This is a genomic window from Leeia aquatica (assembly GCF_012641365.1).
Lineage (GTDB): Bacteria > Pseudomonadota > Gammaproteobacteria > Burkholderiales > Leeiaceae > Leeia > Leeia aquatica.
Window position 1 is genome coordinate 841,202 of the sequence record NZ_JABAIM010000001.1, and the last position, 18,648, is coordinate 859,849.

19 protein-coding genes and 1 tRNA gene are annotated in these 18,648 nt (G+C 62.8%); 6 read left to right on the forward strand and 14 right to left on the reverse strand.

Annotated features, from left to right (window positions below):
• Nucleotides 1-28: 28 nt before the first annotated feature.
• Nucleotides 29-4,225, reverse strand: a complete 4,197-nt coding sequence (locus tag HF682_RS04320; protein WP_168875996.1) for a PAS domain S-box protein — start codon at nt 4,223-4,225, stop codon at nt 29-31.
• Nucleotides 4,226-4,344: 119 nt separating this feature from the next.
• Here HF682_RS04320 and HF682_RS04325 point away from each other — a divergent pair, with 119 nt between their 5' ends.
• Nucleotides 4,345-4,836, forward strand: coding sequence for a L,D-transpeptidase family protein (locus tag HF682_RS04325; RefSeq protein ID WP_168875997.1), 492 nt, complete (start codon nt 4,345-4,347; stop codon nt 4,834-4,836).
• Nucleotides 4,837-4,849: 13 nt separating this feature from the next.
• Here HF682_RS04325 and HF682_RS04330 read toward each other — a convergent pair whose 3' ends face one another.
• The 4 genes from HF682_RS04330 to HF682_RS04345 all read right to left on the reverse strand — a co-directional run bounded on the left by HF682_RS04330 (nt 4,850) and on the right by HF682_RS04345 (nt 8,369).
• Nucleotides 4,850-6,001: a hypothetical protein gene (locus HF682_RS04330; RefSeq protein ID WP_168875998.1), complete on the reverse strand. Its 1,152-nt coding sequence runs from the start codon at nt 5,999-6,001 to the stop codon at nt 4,850-4,852.
• Nucleotides 6,002-6,135: 134 nt separating this feature from the next.
• Nucleotides 6,136-7,050, reverse strand: a complete 915-nt coding sequence (locus HF682_RS04335; RefSeq protein WP_168875999.1) for a PDR/VanB family oxidoreductase — start codon at nt 7,048-7,050, stop codon at nt 6,136-6,138.
• Nucleotides 7,051-7,052: 2 nt separating this feature from the next.
• Entirely contained in the window at nt 7,053-7,946 is an 894-nt protein-coding gene (locus HF682_RS04340) for a PNPOx family protein (protein ID WP_168876000.1), read from the reverse strand.
• 45 nt (nt 7,947-7,991) lie between these two features.
• Nucleotides 7,992-8,369 carry a DsrE family protein gene (locus tag HF682_RS04345; protein WP_168876001.1) on the reverse strand — a complete coding sequence of 126 codons (378 nt, stop codon included), beginning with the start codon at nt 8,367-8,369 and terminating at the stop codon, nt 7,992-7,994.
• 151 nt (nt 8,370-8,520) lie between these two features.
• Between HF682_RS04345 and HF682_RS04350 the strand changes: the two genes are divergently transcribed.
• On the forward strand, nt 8,521-9,090 hold the full coding sequence (locus tag HF682_RS04350) for a TetR/AcrR family transcriptional regulator (protein ID WP_168876002.1): 570 nt from the start codon (nt 8,521-8,523) through the stop codon (nt 9,088-9,090).
• Here HF682_RS04350 and HF682_RS04355 read toward each other — a convergent pair.
• Nucleotides 9,087-10,067, reverse strand: coding sequence for a GlxA family transcriptional regulator (locus HF682_RS04355; protein ID WP_168876003.1), 981 nt, complete (start codon nt 10,065-10,067; stop codon nt 9,087-9,089). The genes HF682_RS04350 and HF682_RS04355 overlap by 4 nt on opposite strands.
• Nucleotides 10,068-10,200: 133 nt before the next feature.
• Here HF682_RS04355 and HF682_RS04360 point away from each other — a divergent pair, with 133 nt between their 5' ends.
• Entirely contained in the window at nt 10,201-10,824 is a 624-nt protein-coding gene (locus HF682_RS04360; RefSeq protein WP_168876004.1) for a cysteine hydrolase family protein, read from the forward strand.
• Nucleotides 10,825-10,976: 152 nt separating this feature from the next.
• Here the strand turns inward: HF682_RS04360 and HF682_RS04365 are convergent, their stop codons facing one another.
• The 8 genes from HF682_RS04365 to apaG all read right to left on the reverse strand — a co-directional run bounded on the left by HF682_RS04365 (nt 10,977) and on the right by apaG (nt 16,424).
• Nucleotides 10,977-11,780: a MipA/OmpV family protein gene (locus HF682_RS04365; protein ID WP_168876005.1), complete on the reverse strand. Its 804-nt coding sequence runs from the start codon at nt 11,778-11,780 to the stop codon at nt 10,977-10,979.
• A 241-nt stretch (nt 11,781-12,021) separates the two neighbouring features.
• Entirely contained in the window at nt 12,022-12,864 is an 843-nt protein-coding gene (locus tag HF682_RS04370) for a phosphate/phosphite/phosphonate ABC transporter substrate-binding protein (protein WP_168876006.1), read from the reverse strand.
• Between the two features lie 241 nt (nt 12,865-13,105).
• Nucleotides 13,106-13,181, reverse strand: a tRNA-Thr gene (locus HF682_RS04375).
• A gap of 100 nt (nt 13,182-13,281) precedes the next feature.
• Nucleotides 13,282-13,917, reverse strand: coding sequence for a LysE family translocator (locus tag HF682_RS04380; protein ID WP_240947046.1), 636 nt, complete (start codon nt 13,915-13,917; stop codon nt 13,282-13,284).
• 160 nt (nt 13,918-14,077) lie between these two features.
• Nucleotides 14,078-14,890, reverse strand: a complete 813-nt coding sequence (locus HF682_RS04385; protein WP_168876007.1) for a hypothetical protein — start codon at nt 14,888-14,890, stop codon at nt 14,078-14,080.
• On the reverse strand, nt 14,874-15,077 hold the full coding sequence (locus HF682_RS04390) for an alpha/beta fold hydrolase (RefSeq protein ID WP_168876008.1): 204 nt from the start codon (nt 15,075-15,077) through the stop codon (nt 14,874-14,876). Before HF682_RS04390 ends, HF682_RS04385 begins: the two co-directional genes overlap by 17 nt.
• A 33-nt stretch (nt 15,078-15,110) precedes the next feature.
• A complete protein-coding gene (locus tag HF682_RS04395; protein ID WP_168876009.1) occupies nt 15,111-15,929 on the reverse strand; it encodes a DUF4393 domain-containing protein in 819 nt (272 codons plus the stop codon).
• 111 nt (nt 15,930-16,040) lie between these two features.
• Nucleotides 16,041-16,424, reverse strand: a complete 384-nt coding sequence (gene apaG, locus HF682_RS04400; RefSeq protein WP_168876010.1) for a Co2+/Mg2+ efflux facilitator ApaG/CorD — start codon at nt 16,422-16,424, stop codon at nt 16,041-16,043.
• A 97-nt stretch (nt 16,425-16,521) separates the two neighbouring features.
• On the opposite strand from apaG, the gene rpe reads away from it, so the two are divergent.
• The 3 genes from rpe to HF682_RS04415 are packed head-to-tail and all read left to right on the forward strand — an operon-like array spanning nt 16,522 to nt 18,628.
• The gene (gene rpe / locus HF682_RS04405) at nt 16,522-17,205 is read left to right on the forward strand and encodes a ribulose-phosphate 3-epimerase (RefSeq protein ID WP_168876011.1); all 684 of its coding nucleotides are present in this window, start codon (nt 16,522-16,524) and stop codon (nt 17,203-17,205) included.
• Complete coding sequence (locus tag HF682_RS04410) at nt 17,202-17,951, forward strand: SDR family NAD(P)-dependent oxidoreductase (RefSeq protein WP_168876012.1); 750 nt, start codon at nt 17,202-17,204, stop codon at nt 17,949-17,951. Before rpe ends, HF682_RS04410 begins: the two co-directional genes overlap by 4 nt.
• The gene (locus HF682_RS04415) at nt 17,948-18,628 is read left to right on the forward strand and encodes a phosphoglycolate phosphatase (RefSeq protein WP_168876013.1); all 681 of its coding nucleotides are present in this window, start codon (nt 17,948-17,950) and stop codon (nt 18,626-18,628) included. The genes HF682_RS04410 and HF682_RS04415 overlap by 4 nt, the downstream gene beginning before the upstream one ends.
• The last annotated feature ends 20 nt before the right edge of the window (nt 18,629-18,648 follow it).

Here is an 18,648-nt window from a genome sequence, read left to right on the forward strand (position 1 = left end):
GGGTGTGCTCCGCAATGATCCGACGGATTCAGGTCTTCCCTTCCTCCTTCAGTATTGCGGATGCCGCCGGGAAATCAAACCTGGACATGGCTTGATTCAGCTTTTGCAGGCCGGTTGCCCCCAGCTTTTGGGACAACGTCTCTTGCATGCCAGCCACCATCTCGCACGCTTGAGCGTCACACTCTTTAATCAGCGCGCGCAGCTGCTGCAGGCTATCCTCCGGCGACATCTGCTCTGCTACTGCCCCAGCATCAGGCTGGGACAGCCATTCCGCAGCGTGATGCAATATGGACTCCAGCTCAGTCGCCAACGCTTGCAGCGCGGCGGGAAGCTGCTGTTGCTCACCCGCGTGCAAGGCCTGCTCCAGTGTTTGCGCCGCTTCAGCCAATGCATCAGCCCCCAGGGTCGCGGCTACACCTCGCAGGGTATGGGCGCGCCGCTCGGCATCGTCCAGTTGCCCGGACTCCAGCTCGGACTGCAGTGCAAACAGGCAATCGCGCTGGCCTTCGACAAAGCGCCCGAGCATGCGACGAAAGAAGTCCTTGTCTCCCCGCATGCGGCGGACGGCGCTGTTCATGTCCAGCCCAGGAATCTCAGCCATTCCTTGAGGCGGCCGTTGCGCGGGCGTCACGTCAGGACCTGCTGAAGGGTCAGGCAAGCCCGCCCAGTAGGCCAGGGTGGCGTAGAGCAAGGCTGGATCAATCGGCTTGGTGATGTGGTCATTCATGCCGGCACGCAGACAGCGTTCACGCTCGCTTTTCATGGCATGCGCTGTCATGGCCAGCACAGGCAAACTGGCCAGTGCCGGATCCTCCCGCAATAAGCGGGTCGCGGTTAGACCATCCATCTCCGGCATCTGCACATCCATCAATACCAGATCGACCGGGTGGTCGCCCTGCAGGGCAGCCTGCAACAGCTGCAGCGCTTCCGAGCCGTTGCTGGCGACGCTAACCCGTGCCCCTGTGGCCTGCAGCAGTTCCATTGCGATCTGCTGGTTAACATCGTTGTCTTCTGCCAGCAACACATGCAACCGTGAAAAATCGGGCGCAACTTCACTTGGGTGCAGTTGGACCGCATCGGCAGGCTGATACAGCGCGACCACACGTTGCTGCAGGGTGTGCAAGAGCAAAGGAATCGGCAGGGTTCCCTCTACCGTCGCACCTTCCACTTCACGACGGGCGGGCTCGTCGCTGGCCGGGTATAGCAACATGACCTTGGGTTGCGGCACAGGTAGCAGCGACAGCAAGGAGACACCTACTCCCTCAGCCGGATCCAGCAACAACAACTGATAAGGGTGTTGCTCCAGAGCGCGCTGCGCCTGAGCGGTATCGGCGACTGCATCCACGGTGAGCGGCATGGTCCGCAAGGCCGACTGCAACCACTCCCGCCAGCATGCGTCCCGCGCGACCAGCAGGCAGCGCAGGCCCGTCATGGCAGCGGGCCAATGTGACGCAGGCGCAGGTCGGGCCGTCAGTTGCGCCGTGAATTGCACGCAGGTACCCTCACCCTCTGTACTTTCGATGCCAATGTGACCTTGCATCAATTCAACGATTGCCTTGGCAATGCTAAGCCCTAGCCCGGAGCCTCCAAAGCGGCGCGTTGTCGAATCATCGGCTTGGCTGAAGGCGTGGAACAGCCGGTCAATCTGCGCGGGACTGAGCCCGATACCGGTGTCACGTACTTTGAAGACCAGCTCATAGCGCTCCTCTCCCTGCAAATTCGCGCTACAGCTCAGCATGACTTCACCGGCCTCGGTGAACTTGATGGCGTTGTTCAGCAGGTTGATCAGCACCTGCCCCAGCCGCAATGGATCGCCCAGCCAGAGCCGGGGGACTGCCGGCGGTACCTTGACGTGGTAGCGCAATCCCTTCTCATGGGCCTTGCCACAGGTCACCGAGATCACATGCTCCAGCACCCGGTCCAGATCAAACTCCACCGGCTCCAGATGCAGTTTGCCCGCCTCGATACGGGAAAAATCCAGAATGTCATTGATAATACCCAGCAGCGCCACCCCGGCACGGTGGATTTTCTCGACATAATCGCGTTGCTGCGGGGACAGCGAAGTGCGCAAGGCCAGGTGCGCCATGCCGATGATGGCATTCATCGGCGTGCGGATCTCGTGGCTCATGTTGGCCAGGAACATGGATTTGGCGTGGGTGGTTTCCTCTGCCAGCTGGCGGGCCAGCTCGGCCTCCTGCAGCTCCAGTTGAAACTGGCGCAGCTGCAGCTGCTCCCGCTCTGCCGTGCTTTGCAGCAAACGCTCTTCGAGCTGCTTGCGCTCAGTGATGTCAGAGATGAAGGACAGGGTGGCGGGCTCGCCATTCCAGTCGATGCTCACTGCCGACAACTCGACCCATTGCACCCGGTCCTCCACGAGGTTGACGGTGCGGAAGCAGTAGTGAGGGGGAACGGGCTCACCACGCAAACGCCGCAAGTGATTCTCCAGTACCAGTGGCCGGTCCTCCGGATACACCGCCGTCAGGAAAGGCTGGCTGAACAGGGTTTCCCGGTCCAGCCCGGTCAGGGTCAACACACGCGGATTGGCGTACACAATATGGCCATTGGCCACCACCAGGATGCCTTCGGTCACATTGTCCAGCACCAGCCGGTGCTGCTCTTCAGAGCGGTTGAGCGCAGCCTGCAGCTGGTGGCGTCGGTCCACATCCAGAATGGCCCACACCGAGCCACACAAGGGATCCAGCCGATCAATCAGCTGCCCCGACAGCAGCGCCCAGAACAGCGTGCCATCAGCACGGCGCAGAGGCCGTTCTTCCTCATGGGCACTGCCCGCCTGCATCTGCTGCATGGCTGCGGCCATCCACGATGAAAAAACCGTGTCTTCGGCAAAGTAATCCACCAGCCGACAACCTGCCAGACTATCGGCAGACACCCCCAGCAAATGCCCCAATGCCGGGTTACCCCACTGCACCCGGCCATCGCCCGTCAATTGCAGCATGCCAATCAGGGTATTGCCGAGAATGGTCTCCCGCTCCTGCAAGGAGCGCTGCAGCTGGGCCTCCATCTGCTGCCGCTCGCGCACCATCTGCTCGGCGTGGTGCTGGCGCAGCTCGGCGTCTTTCAGTGCCTGCTTCATGTGTAGCGATTGCAGCCGTACCCGGGTCGCAATGCCCTGCACCTTTTGTGCCACCTGCTGGTGCTGGCGCAGGGTGGCACACGCTTGCTGCCATTGCCCCAGCTTGCCTTGTACCTCAGCCAGCTCGTTGAGTGCACTCAGGGTCATCAGCACGTAACCCATGTCGCCGACATCCGACAGCGCATGCTGGAATGCCCGCACCGCCTCCTCCAGACGGCCCCGCCGATGGTGAATATGCCCCATCGCCCACCAGCCATAGGGCTTCAACTGGCGGTCCTCGAAGTCATGCATCCGGTCGGCCGCCATCTTGGCGTACAGCTCGGCCTCATCCAGCCGCCCCAGCTGCGCCCAGACATAGGACGCCACAGAGAGGCAGAAATACCAGGTCGACAAATCCATGCCGTCTTCCTGCGCTGTGTCCCTCATGACGGGAGCCAGCACCGTGGCTGCCTGCTCGTACTCCTGCTTTGTGACGTGGCACAACGCCAGCAATGTCCGGACAAAAAACCCAAGCCAGTGCTCACGCACCGTGGGCAACAGCTGCAACGCCTCATTCAGCACAATGCTGGCATCATCGGTGTTGCCACTGGTGTAGAACAGCTCACCAATATTGGCAAGGATATGCACCGTGCGCTCCGGCATCTGCAAGGTGCGAGCCATCTCCAGCGCAGCCTGGAAGTGGGTGATGGCCTCATCCGACAAGCCACGGTCTTGTTCAGAAATGGCACAGGCGTTCAATGCAAACACCCCGGCCGGATTCGGGGTGGACATCACCAGCGGCAATACCCGCTCCCGGGCATAGCTCAACGCCTCGTCCAGATGGCCAAGCCGACGCAGCCGGGCCTGCGCCGCGGCACGCACCCAGAGCAGCAGCTCCGCGTCCGGCACCCGTTGCAGATCGCCCTCCAGCTGAGCCAGTGCGGCCTGCAGCCGCACAAAATCCCCGCTGAAGTAAAACTGGAAGGCCAGCGCCACCCGCGCGCCCACCTCAGCCCGCACGTCCCCGGCACCTGCCGCCTGCTGCAGTAAAGCCTGGGCCAGCTGTACACCCTCCGCCGGGCTATCCCGCATGCGATCAATGGCCTCTGCCATGCAGGCGCGCCAACGTGCCAGCTCCACTTCGTCCGCCATACCGACTCCATCCAGTCAGTTCACATTGATTATATGTCGGGGATGGTGGCTTTGCTGGCACGCGGGGAACCCATGACAAAGGAATGCGTCTGAGCAGCATCGCTTGTGGAGAAACCGCCATGTACCCACGCTGGCTGGCAGCGCTTTGCGCATTGCTGCTCTGCCTCCCGCTCGCCGCAGCGCCGCTGCAAGCCGACCGGGTGGTGGTGGACAAATCTGCCCGGCAGTTGACCCTCTACCGGCAGGGAAAAATCCTGTTGCAGCTACCCATGGTGCTGGGCGGTGTTCCCCGTGGCCACAAGCAGCAGCAGGGTGACCGGCGAACGCCGGAAGGGCGCTATCTGCTGGACTGGAAAAACCCGAACAGCCGCTACTTCCGTTCCATCCGCATCAGCTATCCCAATGCAGAGGATCGCGCCCAGGCCGCCGCTCGTGGCGTGAATCCCGGTGGCGACATTTTCATCCACGGGCAGCCTAACCAGAGCCGCTGGCCGGAAAGTGTGCTGCAGGAAGTCGACTGGACCGATGGCTGCATCGCACTACGCAATGCGGACATGCAAGCGGTGTGGGATCGGATCACCGTGCCGGTGAGTATCGAGATCCGCCCGTAGCCAAGAGGCAAGATCAGGCGGCGACCGCCAGTGCAGGTACACTGCGACCGGCACTGAGCGCCTGCTTGCAGCGTCGCATCAAGGCCTTGTCCCCTTTGGCCTTCAGCCAGTCGCGGATGGCGGACAAATGCTGCTTGGCCAGCTTGCGCTCGCCCAGCGCCAGCAAGGCCAGCGCATAATGCGCCCGCATATCCAGCAGCAGCCCGCACATGGGGGGCGAGTCCAGCTGGTGGCAGGCCTGCTGCATGGCCAGCTCCAGGTGCGGCAAGGCCAGCCTCGGATGCCCCGTATTGAGGGCAATCAGACCACGGCTGTAATGCAGGCACAGGCTGGCCATGCCCTCCAGCCGGGACTCATCCACCTCGTCCAGCAACTTGCGCGCCGCCTGCGGGTTCTGTCCCCAGCGGACCTGCACCAGTGCCAGATCCAGCCGGCTGTGCGAGGTGGGGGCCAGAATATGGGCCTCATGCAGGCGCAGCAGCATGCCACGGTAGTCTCCCGCAGCATGATGAATGGTCGCCACCCGCGCCAGATATCGGGCCGGGCCCAGCGCTGCATCACGGGCATAGTGGTCGATCTGGTCCAGCGCCTGTTGCAGTCGCCCCTGCCCGGCTTCCGCCATCGCCAGCCGGAAATCCAGTTCCTGCCGGGGCAATGGGGTACTCAGCCAGCCGCGCGGCAGACGCATCAGCCGTCGCAGCCAGCGACCCGATGCGGCCCAGTCGCCCCACTCCGCCGAGAACAAGGCCAGACGATACAGCGCTTCTGGCAAGGACGACCACAGAAACCACACCACATAGCCCAGCAAGGCGATGGCGGGTACGCCATGCGCCCAATCCAGTGGATGGCGAAACAGCAAGGCCAACAGCAGCCACCCTGCCAGCGGCCCCCACCAGGCCACCTGCCGCAGGCTCACCCGGCCCAGCTGCATCCACAGGCCGGAGGCGGGGTGCAAGCGGGCCTCTTCGGTAGCGGTCAGGTTAAACTGCGGGCGGCTGAAACGCTCGTGCACCACAGGGGCCGTATCGGTGGACTCATGCAGCTCAATCTCCAGATAACCACGCTGTGCCAGCGTCGCCCGTGCCGCCGCATCGTCACTGGCGGTCACTTGACCGCTCAATGCACGCCCTTGCGGCGTCCGCGCCCGATAGGTGAAATGAAACACCGCCCGCTACCCACCCCATGATGAATGTCAGGAGCATGCGCGGGCCGGGCCAGGCTGGTCAAGCCACGGCGGCGTGGACGGCAGCACGGGCCGGATGAGCGGTGCAACATGATGCTGCGCGCAGAGCAGGACTGCTACAGGTCCAGCTGCAATGCCGGGCCTGTGGCCCAGGATACGCAAGGGCACATGCCTTTGGCGCGCTGCGCCGGGGTCAGGCACACGTCGCGGTGGTCGACCTCGCCGCCGGTCACTTCGGCGTAGCAGGCACCACACTCGCCCCGCAGGCATTCATACGATGCCCAGGCTCCCGCCCGTTGTGCCACATCCAGCAGCGTCTCACCCGGTTGCGCCAGCACGGTGACGCCGGTACGGGTCAAGGTCAGCGCTACGGGCTGGTCCTGCGGGCGACGTGCTGCACCGAAGCTTTCCATATGCAACACCACAGCAGGCAAGCCCAGTTGCGCGGCTCGGGCCTTCACCGCCTCCAGCATGCGGTGGGGGCCGCATACATAAAAGGCGCTCCCTGCCGGCGCTTGCTGTAGCAGCGACTCCAAATCCAGCCGTTCGCCGTGCGCTTTGACATAGGTGTGCCGATGCGGCCCCAGCTGATCTGGCAGCAGCAATCGGTCGACAGACTGTACGGCGTAATGCACCTCAAATGAGCGTCCGGCCTGGCTGAGCGCATCCACCATGCCGAAGAACGGCGTCACCCCGATGCCGCCCGCCAGCAAGACGGTATGGGGCGCATCCGGTTGCAAGGGGAAGGCGTTGTAGGGGCCGCTGGCAGTGACCTCATCGCCCACCTGCAGGTGGGTGTGTATCCAGTCCGAGCCGCCCCGGCCCGGCTGGGCACGCTGGACACAAATCTGGTAGTGCTCGCGTGTTGTCGGCAAGGAAGTCAGGCTGTAGCGGCGCTCGCCAACCGGCGAGTGCAGGGTCAGGTGTGCCCCGGCGGTAAAGCCGGGCAAGGGGCTGGCATCCGCAGCCACCAGGGTCAGCTGCACCACATCGGTGGCGAGTAGGGTTTTACGCTGTACGATGAGTTTCATGATCAAGGATTAAACGGTGAGTAATCAACAAAGTCCCAGTTAACGCGGCTATCCAGCGGGGCAATGCGCCACTGCTCGGGCTGCACCCGCCACCAGCGATTGGTACCCCCGGTGGCCTGCTCGGTACCCGGCACCGCCAGCTCGATCGCGGCGGGGCCGCTCAACAGCAGCTGCTGGTGGCGGCTAAAACTGAGCAAACACAAGCCCGCCTGCGGATACACCTGGATATTGCCCAGGGTGCCAAACATGGCATTGCCGGCATAGTCCGGTATGCGCAAGGTGTCCCCCTCGCGCAGCACAAAGCCTGCGGGTCCGCCCCGATGCGAGCAGTCCAGCCCATGCGAGGGGTGAACACTGGCGACAAACAGCGTATCCGTTTCCGCCAGCCACACATCCAGGGTGTCCGGCACGCCCTGCCCCGCCATGACATCGGGCGTTGGCGCAGGCGCGGCCTCCCCCCATTGCGGAATACGGCGCTGGATGTACTTCGGGCAATTGGGGTAGGCCTGCTCTACCGCCACCCGCAACAGCGCTCCCTCCTGCTGGCTGACCCGGCCATTCACCCGCAAGCGGCGACGGCTGCTGAGCTCAATGAACAGCAGACCCAGCGCTTGCCCCAGCTGCAGGTCTACGGGCGCATCTTCCGGTAAACGAAGCTCGACTTCGTCGCCGCCTGATGAGACCTGGGCCAAGCCCGCCTGCCCCTCCAGCCAGCGCACCCAGGGCTTCCCGGCGAGGTCTTGCCAGGCCAGCGCAAACCCCGTTTGCAATGCGACGAAGGGTCGCGCCGGCATCGGTACCAGCCGGGTGATGGCGTGGCCATTCAGCAGCGCCTTGTGTCGCTCGCCGGTGGCTTCCTGGATGGCCACTTCACCTTCATGAAACAGATCGTCCATGCGGATTCTCCGGTCAGGCAGCCCGTTGCCGGGCTGCCAGCATGATCAGAACGTCAACAGGCGGTAACCGTCGTCCAGATACTTGGACAGGTCGATGATGCCGGAGGTACCCGGGATGGCCTTCTCGCGGATCAGCTTGGCACCGGCCTCGGTCGCTTCTTCAGTGGCGCCGAACACATCGGCACAACCACCGCAGACCCCGACCACGCTGGGCAGGATGGCCTTGTACAGGGTGTTGGCCGGATGCTCGGGCTTGATCAGCTCGCTAGCCCAGCGCACGCCTGCGCCCTGAAAGATCACCGCGACAGTCTGCTTCTTTTCCTGCAATTCGTAGGCGACGAACAGCGCGTTGAACAAGCGACCCAGCGCTTCTTCCGAACCCGATTTGGCATCTGCAAAAATCACAATGGCGGTCTTGGACATGTTGAACTCCTGAGGGTGTTGGTATGGGTTAAAATTTATTACCGATCGTTCGGTAAATAAATGCTACAGATGAAAGCGCTGCCGTGTCAATAGATATTTTACTGATCGTTCGGTATACTATCCGGACTGTAACAATGCCAATGAGTACACCGTGGGAAGAAAAAGCACCGTGCAGGATGCTGACCTGCTCCAGCGCATCTGTGATGCCTTTCGCGCCGCAGGCTATGAAGGCGCTACGCTCGCCACCCTGTCACTGGCCACCGGCCTGCAGAAGGCCAGCCTTTACCACCGTTTTCCGGGTGGCAAAGAACAAATGGCCGCCGAAGTACTGAACATGACCGGAGAATGGCTGGGCAAGGAAGTGCTGCAGCCGCTGCAAGGCAGTGGTACGCCACGCGCCCGGCTGGAGGGCATGGTGGCCCGGCTGGACCAGTTCTATGAGGGTGGCCGCAAGGCGTGTCTGTTGAACCTGATGTCACTGGGCCAGCCTTGTGAAGGCCCGTTTGATGCCACCATCCACAGCCTGATGACCGCCTGGGTAGATGCCCTCTCCCGGCTGCTGCATGAAGCGGGCATCGACATGCCCCTCGCCCGCAATCGGGCAGAACAAGCCTTGATCAGCCTGCAGGGCAGCCTGATTGTGTCACGCGGCATGGGCACGCAGCGACCGTTTCAGGACTTTCTGACCAATCTGCCGGATACTTTGCTCGGCTCGTCTTAACCCTCGTCACGCAGGGAAACGGGGCGGTACAGCTTGCGCCAGGCGGCGGGGGTGATGCCGAGGTGGCGCTGGAAGTGCTGCCGCAGCGAGAGCGCCGTCGCAAAACCCACCGCCTGGGCCACCCGCTCCACCGGCCAGTCGCCGCCTTCGAGCAGCTGGCAGGCCAACCGCACCCGTTCCTGCGCCAGCCATTGCTGCACGGTCTGGCCGGTAGCGTCGACAAAGCGGCGCTGGAAGGTGCGGCGGCTCATCAGGGCACGCGCCGCCAGTTGATCCACATCCAGCGGGCTGTCCAGCCGTTCACGCGCCCAGTCCAGCGTGGCGGCAATGCGCTCGTCGCCAGCCCGGACCGGTACCGGCTGCTCGATGTACTGCGCCTGCCCGCCTTGCCGCTGCGGCGGCATCACCAGCCGCCGCGCCACCCGGTTGGCCGCCTGTACGCCTTGCTGCTGTCGCAACAGGTGCAGGCAGCCGTCGATGGCGGCCACCGTTCCGGCGGAGGTCATTACCGCGCCGTCATCCAGATACAGCACATCGGCGTGCACTCGCGCCTGCGGGAAGCGCCCGGCCAGCTGCGCGCACCAGCCCCAGTGGGTGGTGACATCGCGGCCATCCAGCAGACCGGCATCGCCCAGCACAAACGCCCCCAGGCATAGCCCCACCATGCGCGCGCCCCGCTGCGCGGCCTGCTGCAAAGCCGCCACCAGCACCGGGCTGGCGGGTATGGCCGGATCCCCCCAGGACGGGATGATGATCAGTTCAGCTTCTGCCAGCACCGCAAGATCATGCGCGACCTGCACAGGCAGGCCATTGGCGGTGGGCAGCAGGCCCGGCTGCTCGGCGCAGACCTGATAGTGCAAACGGGGCAGGCCAAGTCGGCTCCAGTCCTCGCCAAACAGCAGGTCCGGCACCGAGAGGTGGAACAGGCTGATGCCGGGAAAGGCCAGCACCGCGACACGGGGATGGGAAGACGACATGGGGCAGCGCCAAGCCAATGCGGTTGGCACAATTATAATCATTTATGTCATTCATGCCAATGTTGGCGATGCGCCCTGCCCGGCACAATGCCGACATGCCTGTACGACAGGTGTCTATTTCAAGGAGAACCGCATGTCCCGCCGCGCCCTGTTGGTCATCGACGTCCAGAACGACTATATCGACGGCCCTTTCCGCATCACGTACCCCGCCGTCAATGATTCGCTGCCGAAGATCGCCGCCGCGATGGATGCCGCCACCGCGCACGGTATCCCGGTGGTGGTGGTACAACACAGCAGCACGATGGATTCGCCAATTTTTCGCCCAGGCAGCCACGGCTGGGAGAACCACCCGACGGTGGCGTCACGCCCCGCCCAGTTGCAGATCGAGAAGAAGCTGGCCAGCGCGCTGGCCGGTACCGGACTGGATGACTGGCTGCGTGAACGCGAGATCGACACGCTGACCTTAGTCGGCTACATGACGCACAACTGCATCGACAGCACCGCCCGCGACGCGGCCCACCGTGGCTATCAGGTGGAAGTGCTGAGCGATGCCACCGGCTCGCTGCCCTACGCGCATGAGCGGGGTCAGGCCGATGGCCAAACCCTGCACCAGACCACGCTGACCGTGCTGCACACCGCTTTTGCGCTGGTGCTGCCACAGGCCGAGTGGCAAGCGGCGCTGGAAGGTGCGCCGCTGCCGGCCCGCAGCAATGTGTTCAGCGCCAACCAAGCGGCGCTGGCGCTGCAGCTGGCCTGATAACCTGTTTATAGCCTGCTGCGCGACGGCGATACGGCGTTGAAAACCACTTCGGAATGCTCATTCACACCCAGTAAACTCCGCTTCCTCAGTCGTTTTCGCCTTGTCTCCCCCTCGCTCGCGAGACCCTAAACAGGTTCTGAGGCTCAAGATCAGAAGGTGTAAGCCGCACCAAAGAAGGCGCTGACACTGCGGGATTTCTGGGTGATCGGACTGCGCGCTGCATCACCGCGCAGCTTCGATACCCCGACCCGCCCCAGCAGGGACCAGTGCTTGTCCAGCTGGTGCTTGCCTTCGATGAACAGCTCCACGTCACGCAACCCGCCCTTGGCTTCAAAGCTGCGCAAGCCGGACTGGCTGGCCTGCCGGGCATTCACGCCAAAGAAGGTTTCGGCGTAAGCCTTGTTCATGTGGGTGGCCGACAGCCCCACGCTGACTTCGGTCTGCTGAGTCTGCACCACGGCGTAGCTGCCTTCGATGCTGGTGAGCATGCCGCCCTTGCGCCCGGTTTGCCCTGGCAAATCATCCTTGCCCATGCGGCGGCTCAGCGACACCCCCAGCTTCCAGCGGTCTTTTTCCCATTCGGCCCCCAGATTGAAAGTGGCACGCGCCTTGATGTCACCCAGCCCTTTGAGGCGGTTATCGTCCTTCTCCTTGCGTTCATCCCCGGCGGCGATCGACGCATATGCACTCCAATGCTCACTCACCGGATACTGCACGCCCAGCCCGCGCATGCTGTCCAGAAAAAACATATCCCGATACGTCACGTTCACGATCGGCATCAAGCCAGATTCCCGCTTGCTGGCGCCCGGATACTTGGGCCCACTCACCACGCCCGCCCCCAGGGTGACCGACCAGTTGTTGTCTTTGTTATCCGGGGCTGCCGCTTCCTCGGCACGCACCTGCGCCCCGGCTGCCAGCAACATCATCCCGACCCACCATCCCAGCTGTTTCATGACTTCACTCCTGCGATTGCACAAGCCGCACGGGGCGGCGACCGGTGCACTGTAAAGTCGGCGACCCTCAGGTACGCCAAAGGCGGGGCCACTGAAACCTAATACTGGCCGAAGTCCAATGCGGGCGCGGCTCGCAGCGGTGTGCTGGCATCAATGCGGACCCGCACACGGCATGAAAAACGGGGGCGCCAGGCCCCCGTTTTTCATGCTACCCGGTGACACCGGGTGTGATCTGCAACGCTTACGCGCCGCCGTAGCGGTTGTAGGTGTCCAGATAGGGTTTGGCATCAATCTCGCGGATATTGGTCACCCGCAAGCCTTGCCACAGGGCTTTCTGCTCCGGGTTGGACATCATGGCCAGCAGTGCCTGGCGCAGTTGTGCCAGCTTTTCCGGCCCCAGCTGCTTGCTGCCCAGAATCACCCACGGCGGCAACGCCTCGCTCTCCAGCACCGGCACCATGGCCGCGTTGCCCTTCATCTTGGCAAACACCGAGGCATCGCTCTTTACCGCGGCCAGGTCGGCCATCTTGTTTTCCAGCGCGAACGGCATGGCACCTTGCTGACGTACCGAGTACACCGTGACCTCGTCCAGATTCACGCGCTGTGCCTTGAGCATGCTGGTGGCCACCTGATAGGTTTCACCGCCGGTAATCGGCAAGGCCAGCTTCAGGCCGCGCAGGCCGGCCTGGGTCTTCAGCCGTTCACGCATGGCCGGGCTGCCCATCAGCACCACCTTGCGCGGAGCCGGGCCATTGTCCAGTGCCACCAGCGGGGTGTAATCCAGCTTCTGGATCGCCCAACCTGCCACCGTGCCCGGGCGTACCAGCACCACCTGATAGCGCTTGAAGCTTTCAGCATCAAACTGCCGATACGGCGACAAGCCATTTGCATTGACAGGCTGCTTCAGCACCTCGCTGAGCGCAGCCGCCAGCGGCTGATACTTGTTGCTGCTGTAATCGGCTTCCCCGCTGCTGCCGGAGCCTTCCTGAATACCGAAGGTCAGCGCCTGTGCTGGCATCGCCAGCCATGCCAGCCCGGCCACCACGCCGGAAACCAGGGAACGCCACCGTTTGATCTGCTGCATATCCATCACCTAACTTAGTACACACAAATGAATGTGCTAATAATTTTTAACCGATTTGTAACAATCGAAACAAAATGACTCAATAGTCATGTCAATGTTTTATGACAATGAATCAGACAAAAAAACAAGCCCAAACGGGCTCAAACATCCAGACTGCCAGAGAGAGAATACGGTCAACCACGCACACAGCGCAGAAAACAGACAGGCTGCCAAACAGCCTCATTCGACACAGCAGGGGATGTGGTGCCGGTAATAGGAGTCGAACCTACGACCTTCGCATTACGAATGCGCTGCTCTACCAACTGAGCTATACCGGCGTCCACGATTGGCGGGTCTGCCAATCAGAGGGCGCGATTCTAGCAGCATTTGGCCGTTTGGGGAAGCCCGCAGCGACTTCCCCGCCCTGCCCTCACACCATCAGGGCTTGATGGCGCTGCTGACCAGGCGCACACCTAGCGCCATCATCACGGTACCCGCTGCCCGATCCAGCGCCGTCTTGAAGCGCAGATAGGTGCGGCGCGGGGCCGGGGCGGACAGCAGCAAGGCCACCGTGGCATACCAGCCAACTTCAATCATCCAGCCCCCCAGCAGCACCAGCAAGGCGAGCAGCAGGGACACCTTCCCGGGCAGGAAGGTGGCGAACACACTGGCGTAAACGATGGCGGTTTTGGGGTTGCTGATCTGGGTCGTAAACGCCATCCAGAAGGAACGGGATGCCGAGTGGGCCTGCCGGGCTCCGCCCCCGGCATCCGCCAATGCGGCAGAAGCACCGCGAAAGATACGGTAGCCCAGATAACACAGGTACAAGCCACCGATCACTTTCAGCACCAGATACAGCAGCGGCACCGCCAGCAGCACCATTGTCAAACCCAGCATGGCCGCAGAGGACATGAGCAGCCCGCCCAAGCCCATCCCGAAGGCGGCGGCCAGACCATTGCCGCGTGATACGGAGACAGACTCGCGTGCCACCATCACAAAGCTGGGGCCGGGGCTGACGGCACCAATCGCCAAAGCAGCCAGAATACCCGCCAATACGTACAGGTCTTGCATCATGGAGACACTCCAGTCGGTCGAGGAAAGGATGCCGCATCGTGCACGCCATCCCGCCCCGTCGACAAGGGCCGATACGGACAGATTCACGGACCGCCGATCAACGGTCAAAGCCTGAGGTAACGATCCCGCTGCAGCGGCGGTGCAGGTATCGGCAGCACGATCAGCGCGCCGCAGCAAACCACGCTGGGTGCTGCTGCATATAGCGGTCACTGAGCGCATTGTAGAGCTCGGCCTGCCAGATGCTGGGCGGGTACTGGCTGCTGATCATGAACCAGGCGAGGTCGTGCAGCCTTTGCCGCCGGCTACGCCAGCGCCACAGCATGGGGTTATGCACCATTTCCAGCCAGGCATGCTCGCCGTCCCGCGAAAAAGCCTGCGCCATCTGCCGGGTCGACAGGTTGGCACACGCGTACACCACCAGCCGCAGGGCAACATCGTCTCCCTCCAGCAAGCGAGCCGCCAGCCGGGGAGACTGCGCCAGCGCCAACCTGCCCAAGGCCATCCGCACCGCTTGCCACGTCGAAAGCGTGCAATGGCCTGACGTTGCGGGCTCCAGTTGCTGATCGCCTGGCGGTAACCAGCGCTGCGCCACCTCCAGCGGCTGCGCCAGCGCGCTTCGCAGGGCAGGCAGCCGAGCGTAGAGGCGACTCAGTGCCGCCGCCGTGGTCGCGGACACCGTTACCTGTGCAGCGAGCCCCCACACCGCCTTGAGCAGCGCGGGCTGATTCGCCGCATCGTCTGTTTGCAGCAGGGGGCTGGCCATCAGTGCCTGCAGCACGCTCGCCTGCTGTTCTACTGGCAAACCCGGGTGAACATGCACCGCTTGCAGGATGCGACAGAGCGCACGCCCCTCCAGCGCCGGGCAGGACAGCACCGCCAGCATCTCTTCCTCACCCGCCTGGCTCAGCCAGTCCGGAATAGCCGCTGCGTGTCCTGCCAGCGCCTTCGCCATCTCTTCAGTGGTTAGGGTCATGTGTGTCCCTGGCAATTTCCATGTCATCCAACCATTGCCGGATCAGCCGCCCCAGCGCCTCCGGCTGCTCCAGTGGAATCAGGTGGCCGCTGTGTTCAATCACCGTCAGCCGGGCCTGCGGGATGCGCTCGACCAGCTCCTGTGCTTCCGTGAGAGAGCGGGTCTCGTCTTGTGCAGCCGCAATCACCAGCGTGGGGCAGCGGATCGGCGCGGTGCAAGCTTATGACAACAAGCCAACAGCTGCTGCAAACCGCTTGCCCAATTCGGTACGCATCAGCCCTCCCCTTTGATACGTCACTTCTTCCTTGTCCACCAGTGAAGATCCGGCAAATCGAATGTACTCTGGTCGTAGCTCAACCCACGAATAACTAAAAGGTTCGTCCAACCATACGTCGTACCTAATTTCTACCAAGCCAAGACGAATCCAGTTATCAATCATTGCTGAAGTCATTGGATTTTCCACGCGGATGCCAGCCGTATTTTTCAGATCAAAGATGTGTGGTACAAGGATGCTAAAAGTACTGTTCGCATTTATGCGGCGTATCTGAACAATCGGAACCGCATCTTCAGATTGAAGAACATTCCGAACTAGCCTCGCGTCTTCACTGTCAAGCTGCTTGATGATCTCCACGAATGCCGGATGAGCCACTGATGCGGCCCTGCCGTCCATTGAGGTTGCCAGCAGGCTCAGGTACATCTCTTTGAGGTTCGGCTCCTCGTGCGTAAACGCGAGGCCTTGGAGTGTCGGGCCAGCGATGGATGCCTTTGGCTCTATGATGTGCTCTGGCGGGATGGCCGCTGTCTTCTCCGCAATGTCCTGTTGAAACTTGCCAGAGAAGTAGGTTCTGGCCTTGTTACAAGCAAAATTGATTGCTGCCAGGGGAAGCAGCGCGTTGTTGATGGCTTGCGTAAGCGTTACCGCCGTTTGCCCAAGATTACTTGCGGCCTCCTTTACCTGCGTACTCTCACCCGCTGCTTTGATAACCTCGGACACGAGTGAAACACTGTCTCTGGCGGCCTTAAGCGGATCATCTTGCATGTGCTCCCCCAAGATTAATGGTGATGCCAGACATGAAACATGTACTTGGTCAGGTGCATTTTTAGTGCAGGCATGGCACATCAAACTTGGAGGCTCACACCTTGTAGCCCCTCAATGCAAAGTACGCGGTATGCTCAAGGTGAAGCTGGCGATTTCGGCTTCGAAGTGGGTGCCGTCGTCGGCGAGCATCTGGTAGCTGCCGTGCATGGTGCCGACCGGGGTGGCCAGTGCGCAGCCGCTGTTGTATTCAAAGCTCTGGCCGGGGTCGAGGTGGGGTTGCTCGCCGACCACGCCTGCGCCGCGTACTTCTTCCACCTTCATGTGGCCGTCGGTGATCACCCAGTGGCGGGAGATCAGCTTGGCGCCGACGCTGCCGACATTACGAATGGTGATGTAGTAGGCGAAAAGGTAGCGGTCCTGCGCGGGATCGGACTGGTCTTCCAGGTATTCCGGGCGGACTGTGACTTCGATGGCGTAGCTGGAATCGTCGGCCATGGACGGTTTCCTCGTGACGAAGCGGTCATTATGCCACAGCACCGCGGGACGGGATAAAATAGACTTCATTCCTGTTGACCGTCTGCCGAGTACAACCATGACCGACTTCCGCATTGCCCCCAGCATCCTCTCTGCCAACCTGGCCCGTCTGGGCGAGGAAGTGGTCAACGTGGTGGAGGCAGGCGCCGACCTGATCCACTTCGACGTGATGGATCATCACTATGTGCCAAACCTGACCTTCGGCCCGGTGGTGTGTGAGGCCATCCGCCCGCTGACCACGGCGCTGATCGATGTGCACCTGATGGTGAAGCCGGTGGATGCAATGATCCCGGCCTTTGCCAAGGCGGGTGCCAACATCATTACCTTCCACCCGGAAGCAAGCGAGCATATCGACCGCACGCTGGCGCTGATCCGCGATCACGGCTGTCAGGCCGGGCTGGTGTTCAACCCGGCCACCCCGCTGCACTATCTGGACCATGTGATGGACCGGCTGGACATGGTGCTGCTGATGAGCGTGAACCCCGGCTTTGGCGGGCAATCTTTCATTCCGGAAACGCTGAACAAGCTGCGGCAGGCACGCACCCGCATCGACCGCTGGCGCGAGCAGACCGGCCGCAATATCTGGCTGGAGATCGACGGCGGCGTGAAGATCGACAATATTGCCGAGATTGCCGCCGCCGGGGCCGATACCTTTGTGGCCGGGTCAGCCATCTATGGCACCAGCGATTACCGCGCCACCATTGCCGCCATGCGGGCCGAGCTGGCCAAGGTGGCGGCATGAAGCGCTTTATCATCACCGGCCACAGCAGCGGGCTGGGCGAGGCGCTGGCCCGCCGCCTGCTGGCCCCGGAGCATGAGGTGATTGGCCTCGCCCGGCGGCGCAATGCGGCGCTGGACGATGTCTCCCGCGCGGCGGCGCTGCCCCTGCAGCAGCACGAGCTGGACCTGAGCGAGGTGAGCACGCTGGACGAGTGCTTTACCGACCTGCTGGCCGGGCTGGAGTGGGACGGCATCACCGATGTCTATCTGGTCAACAACGCCGGCACCGTACAGCCGATTGCCGTACCGGGACGCCAAGACCCGGATGAGGTGGTGGCCGCGCTGCAGCTGAACCTGATCGCCCCGGTGCTGCTGAGCAATGCCCTGCTGCGCCATACCGAAGCGCTGCCGGTACAGCGCCACATCCTGCACATCTCGTCTGGCGCCGGGCGCAAGCCCTACTCCGGCTGGAGTGTCTACTGCGCAGGCAAAAGCGGGCTGGACCACTACACCCGCAGCGTGGGGCAGGACCAGCCCGCGCGGCTGCAGATGGCCTCGCTCGCGCCTGGCATCATCGACACCGACATGCAGCAGCAGATTCGGGATAGCGACCCGGACGACTTTCCGCTGCGCCCGCAATTCCTGCACTACTACCATCACGGCGAGCTGAGCAGTGCCGACAGCGTGGCGGTGCGCATTGCCGATTTTCTGCTCTCCGGCAGCATGGGCTGCGGCGACATCCTCGACCTGCGGGACATGGAGCCATGATACGTGCCGTAGCCTTTGATCTGGACGGCACGCTGATCGACTCGCTGCAAGACCTCGCTGCGGCTGCCAACCAGATGCGCAGCCAGCTGGGCCTGCCCGCCCTGCCCGCCGAGCGGGTAGGCAGCTATGTGGGCGACGGTGCCGCCGTGCTGGTGGCCCGCACCCTGCAGGACAACCCCGCAGCCCAGCCGGACGACAGCCCACAGCAAGCCACCGCCCGCGCCGCCTTTCACCAGGCCTATCTGACGGGGCTCAGCCAGCACACCCGTTGCTACCCCGGCATCCGCGCGCTGCTGGACCACCTGCAGCAACAAGGCCACCCGCTGGCACTGGTCACCAACAAACCACTCGCCTTCACCACCCCGCTGCTGCATGGGCTGGACCTGCACCGCTACTTCACGCTGGTGCTGGGGGGCGACTCGCTGCCCGAGAAAAAGCCCTCCGCGCTGCCGCTGCTGCACGTCGCCCAGGCACTGGACTGCCCACCCGCCCAACTGCTGATGGTCGGCGACTCCCGCAACGACCTGCTGGCCGCCCGCGCCGCCAGCTGCCCCATGCTCTGGGTCGACTGGGGCTACGGCGACCCGGCAGACGCGGCAGAGGCCAGTGGCGTGGTGTCGACGGCGGAGGAGGTTGGGCTGTGGGTGGGAGAACAAGTTGGTTTGGATGTGCTGTAGACTGAACCTCGCCTACCAGA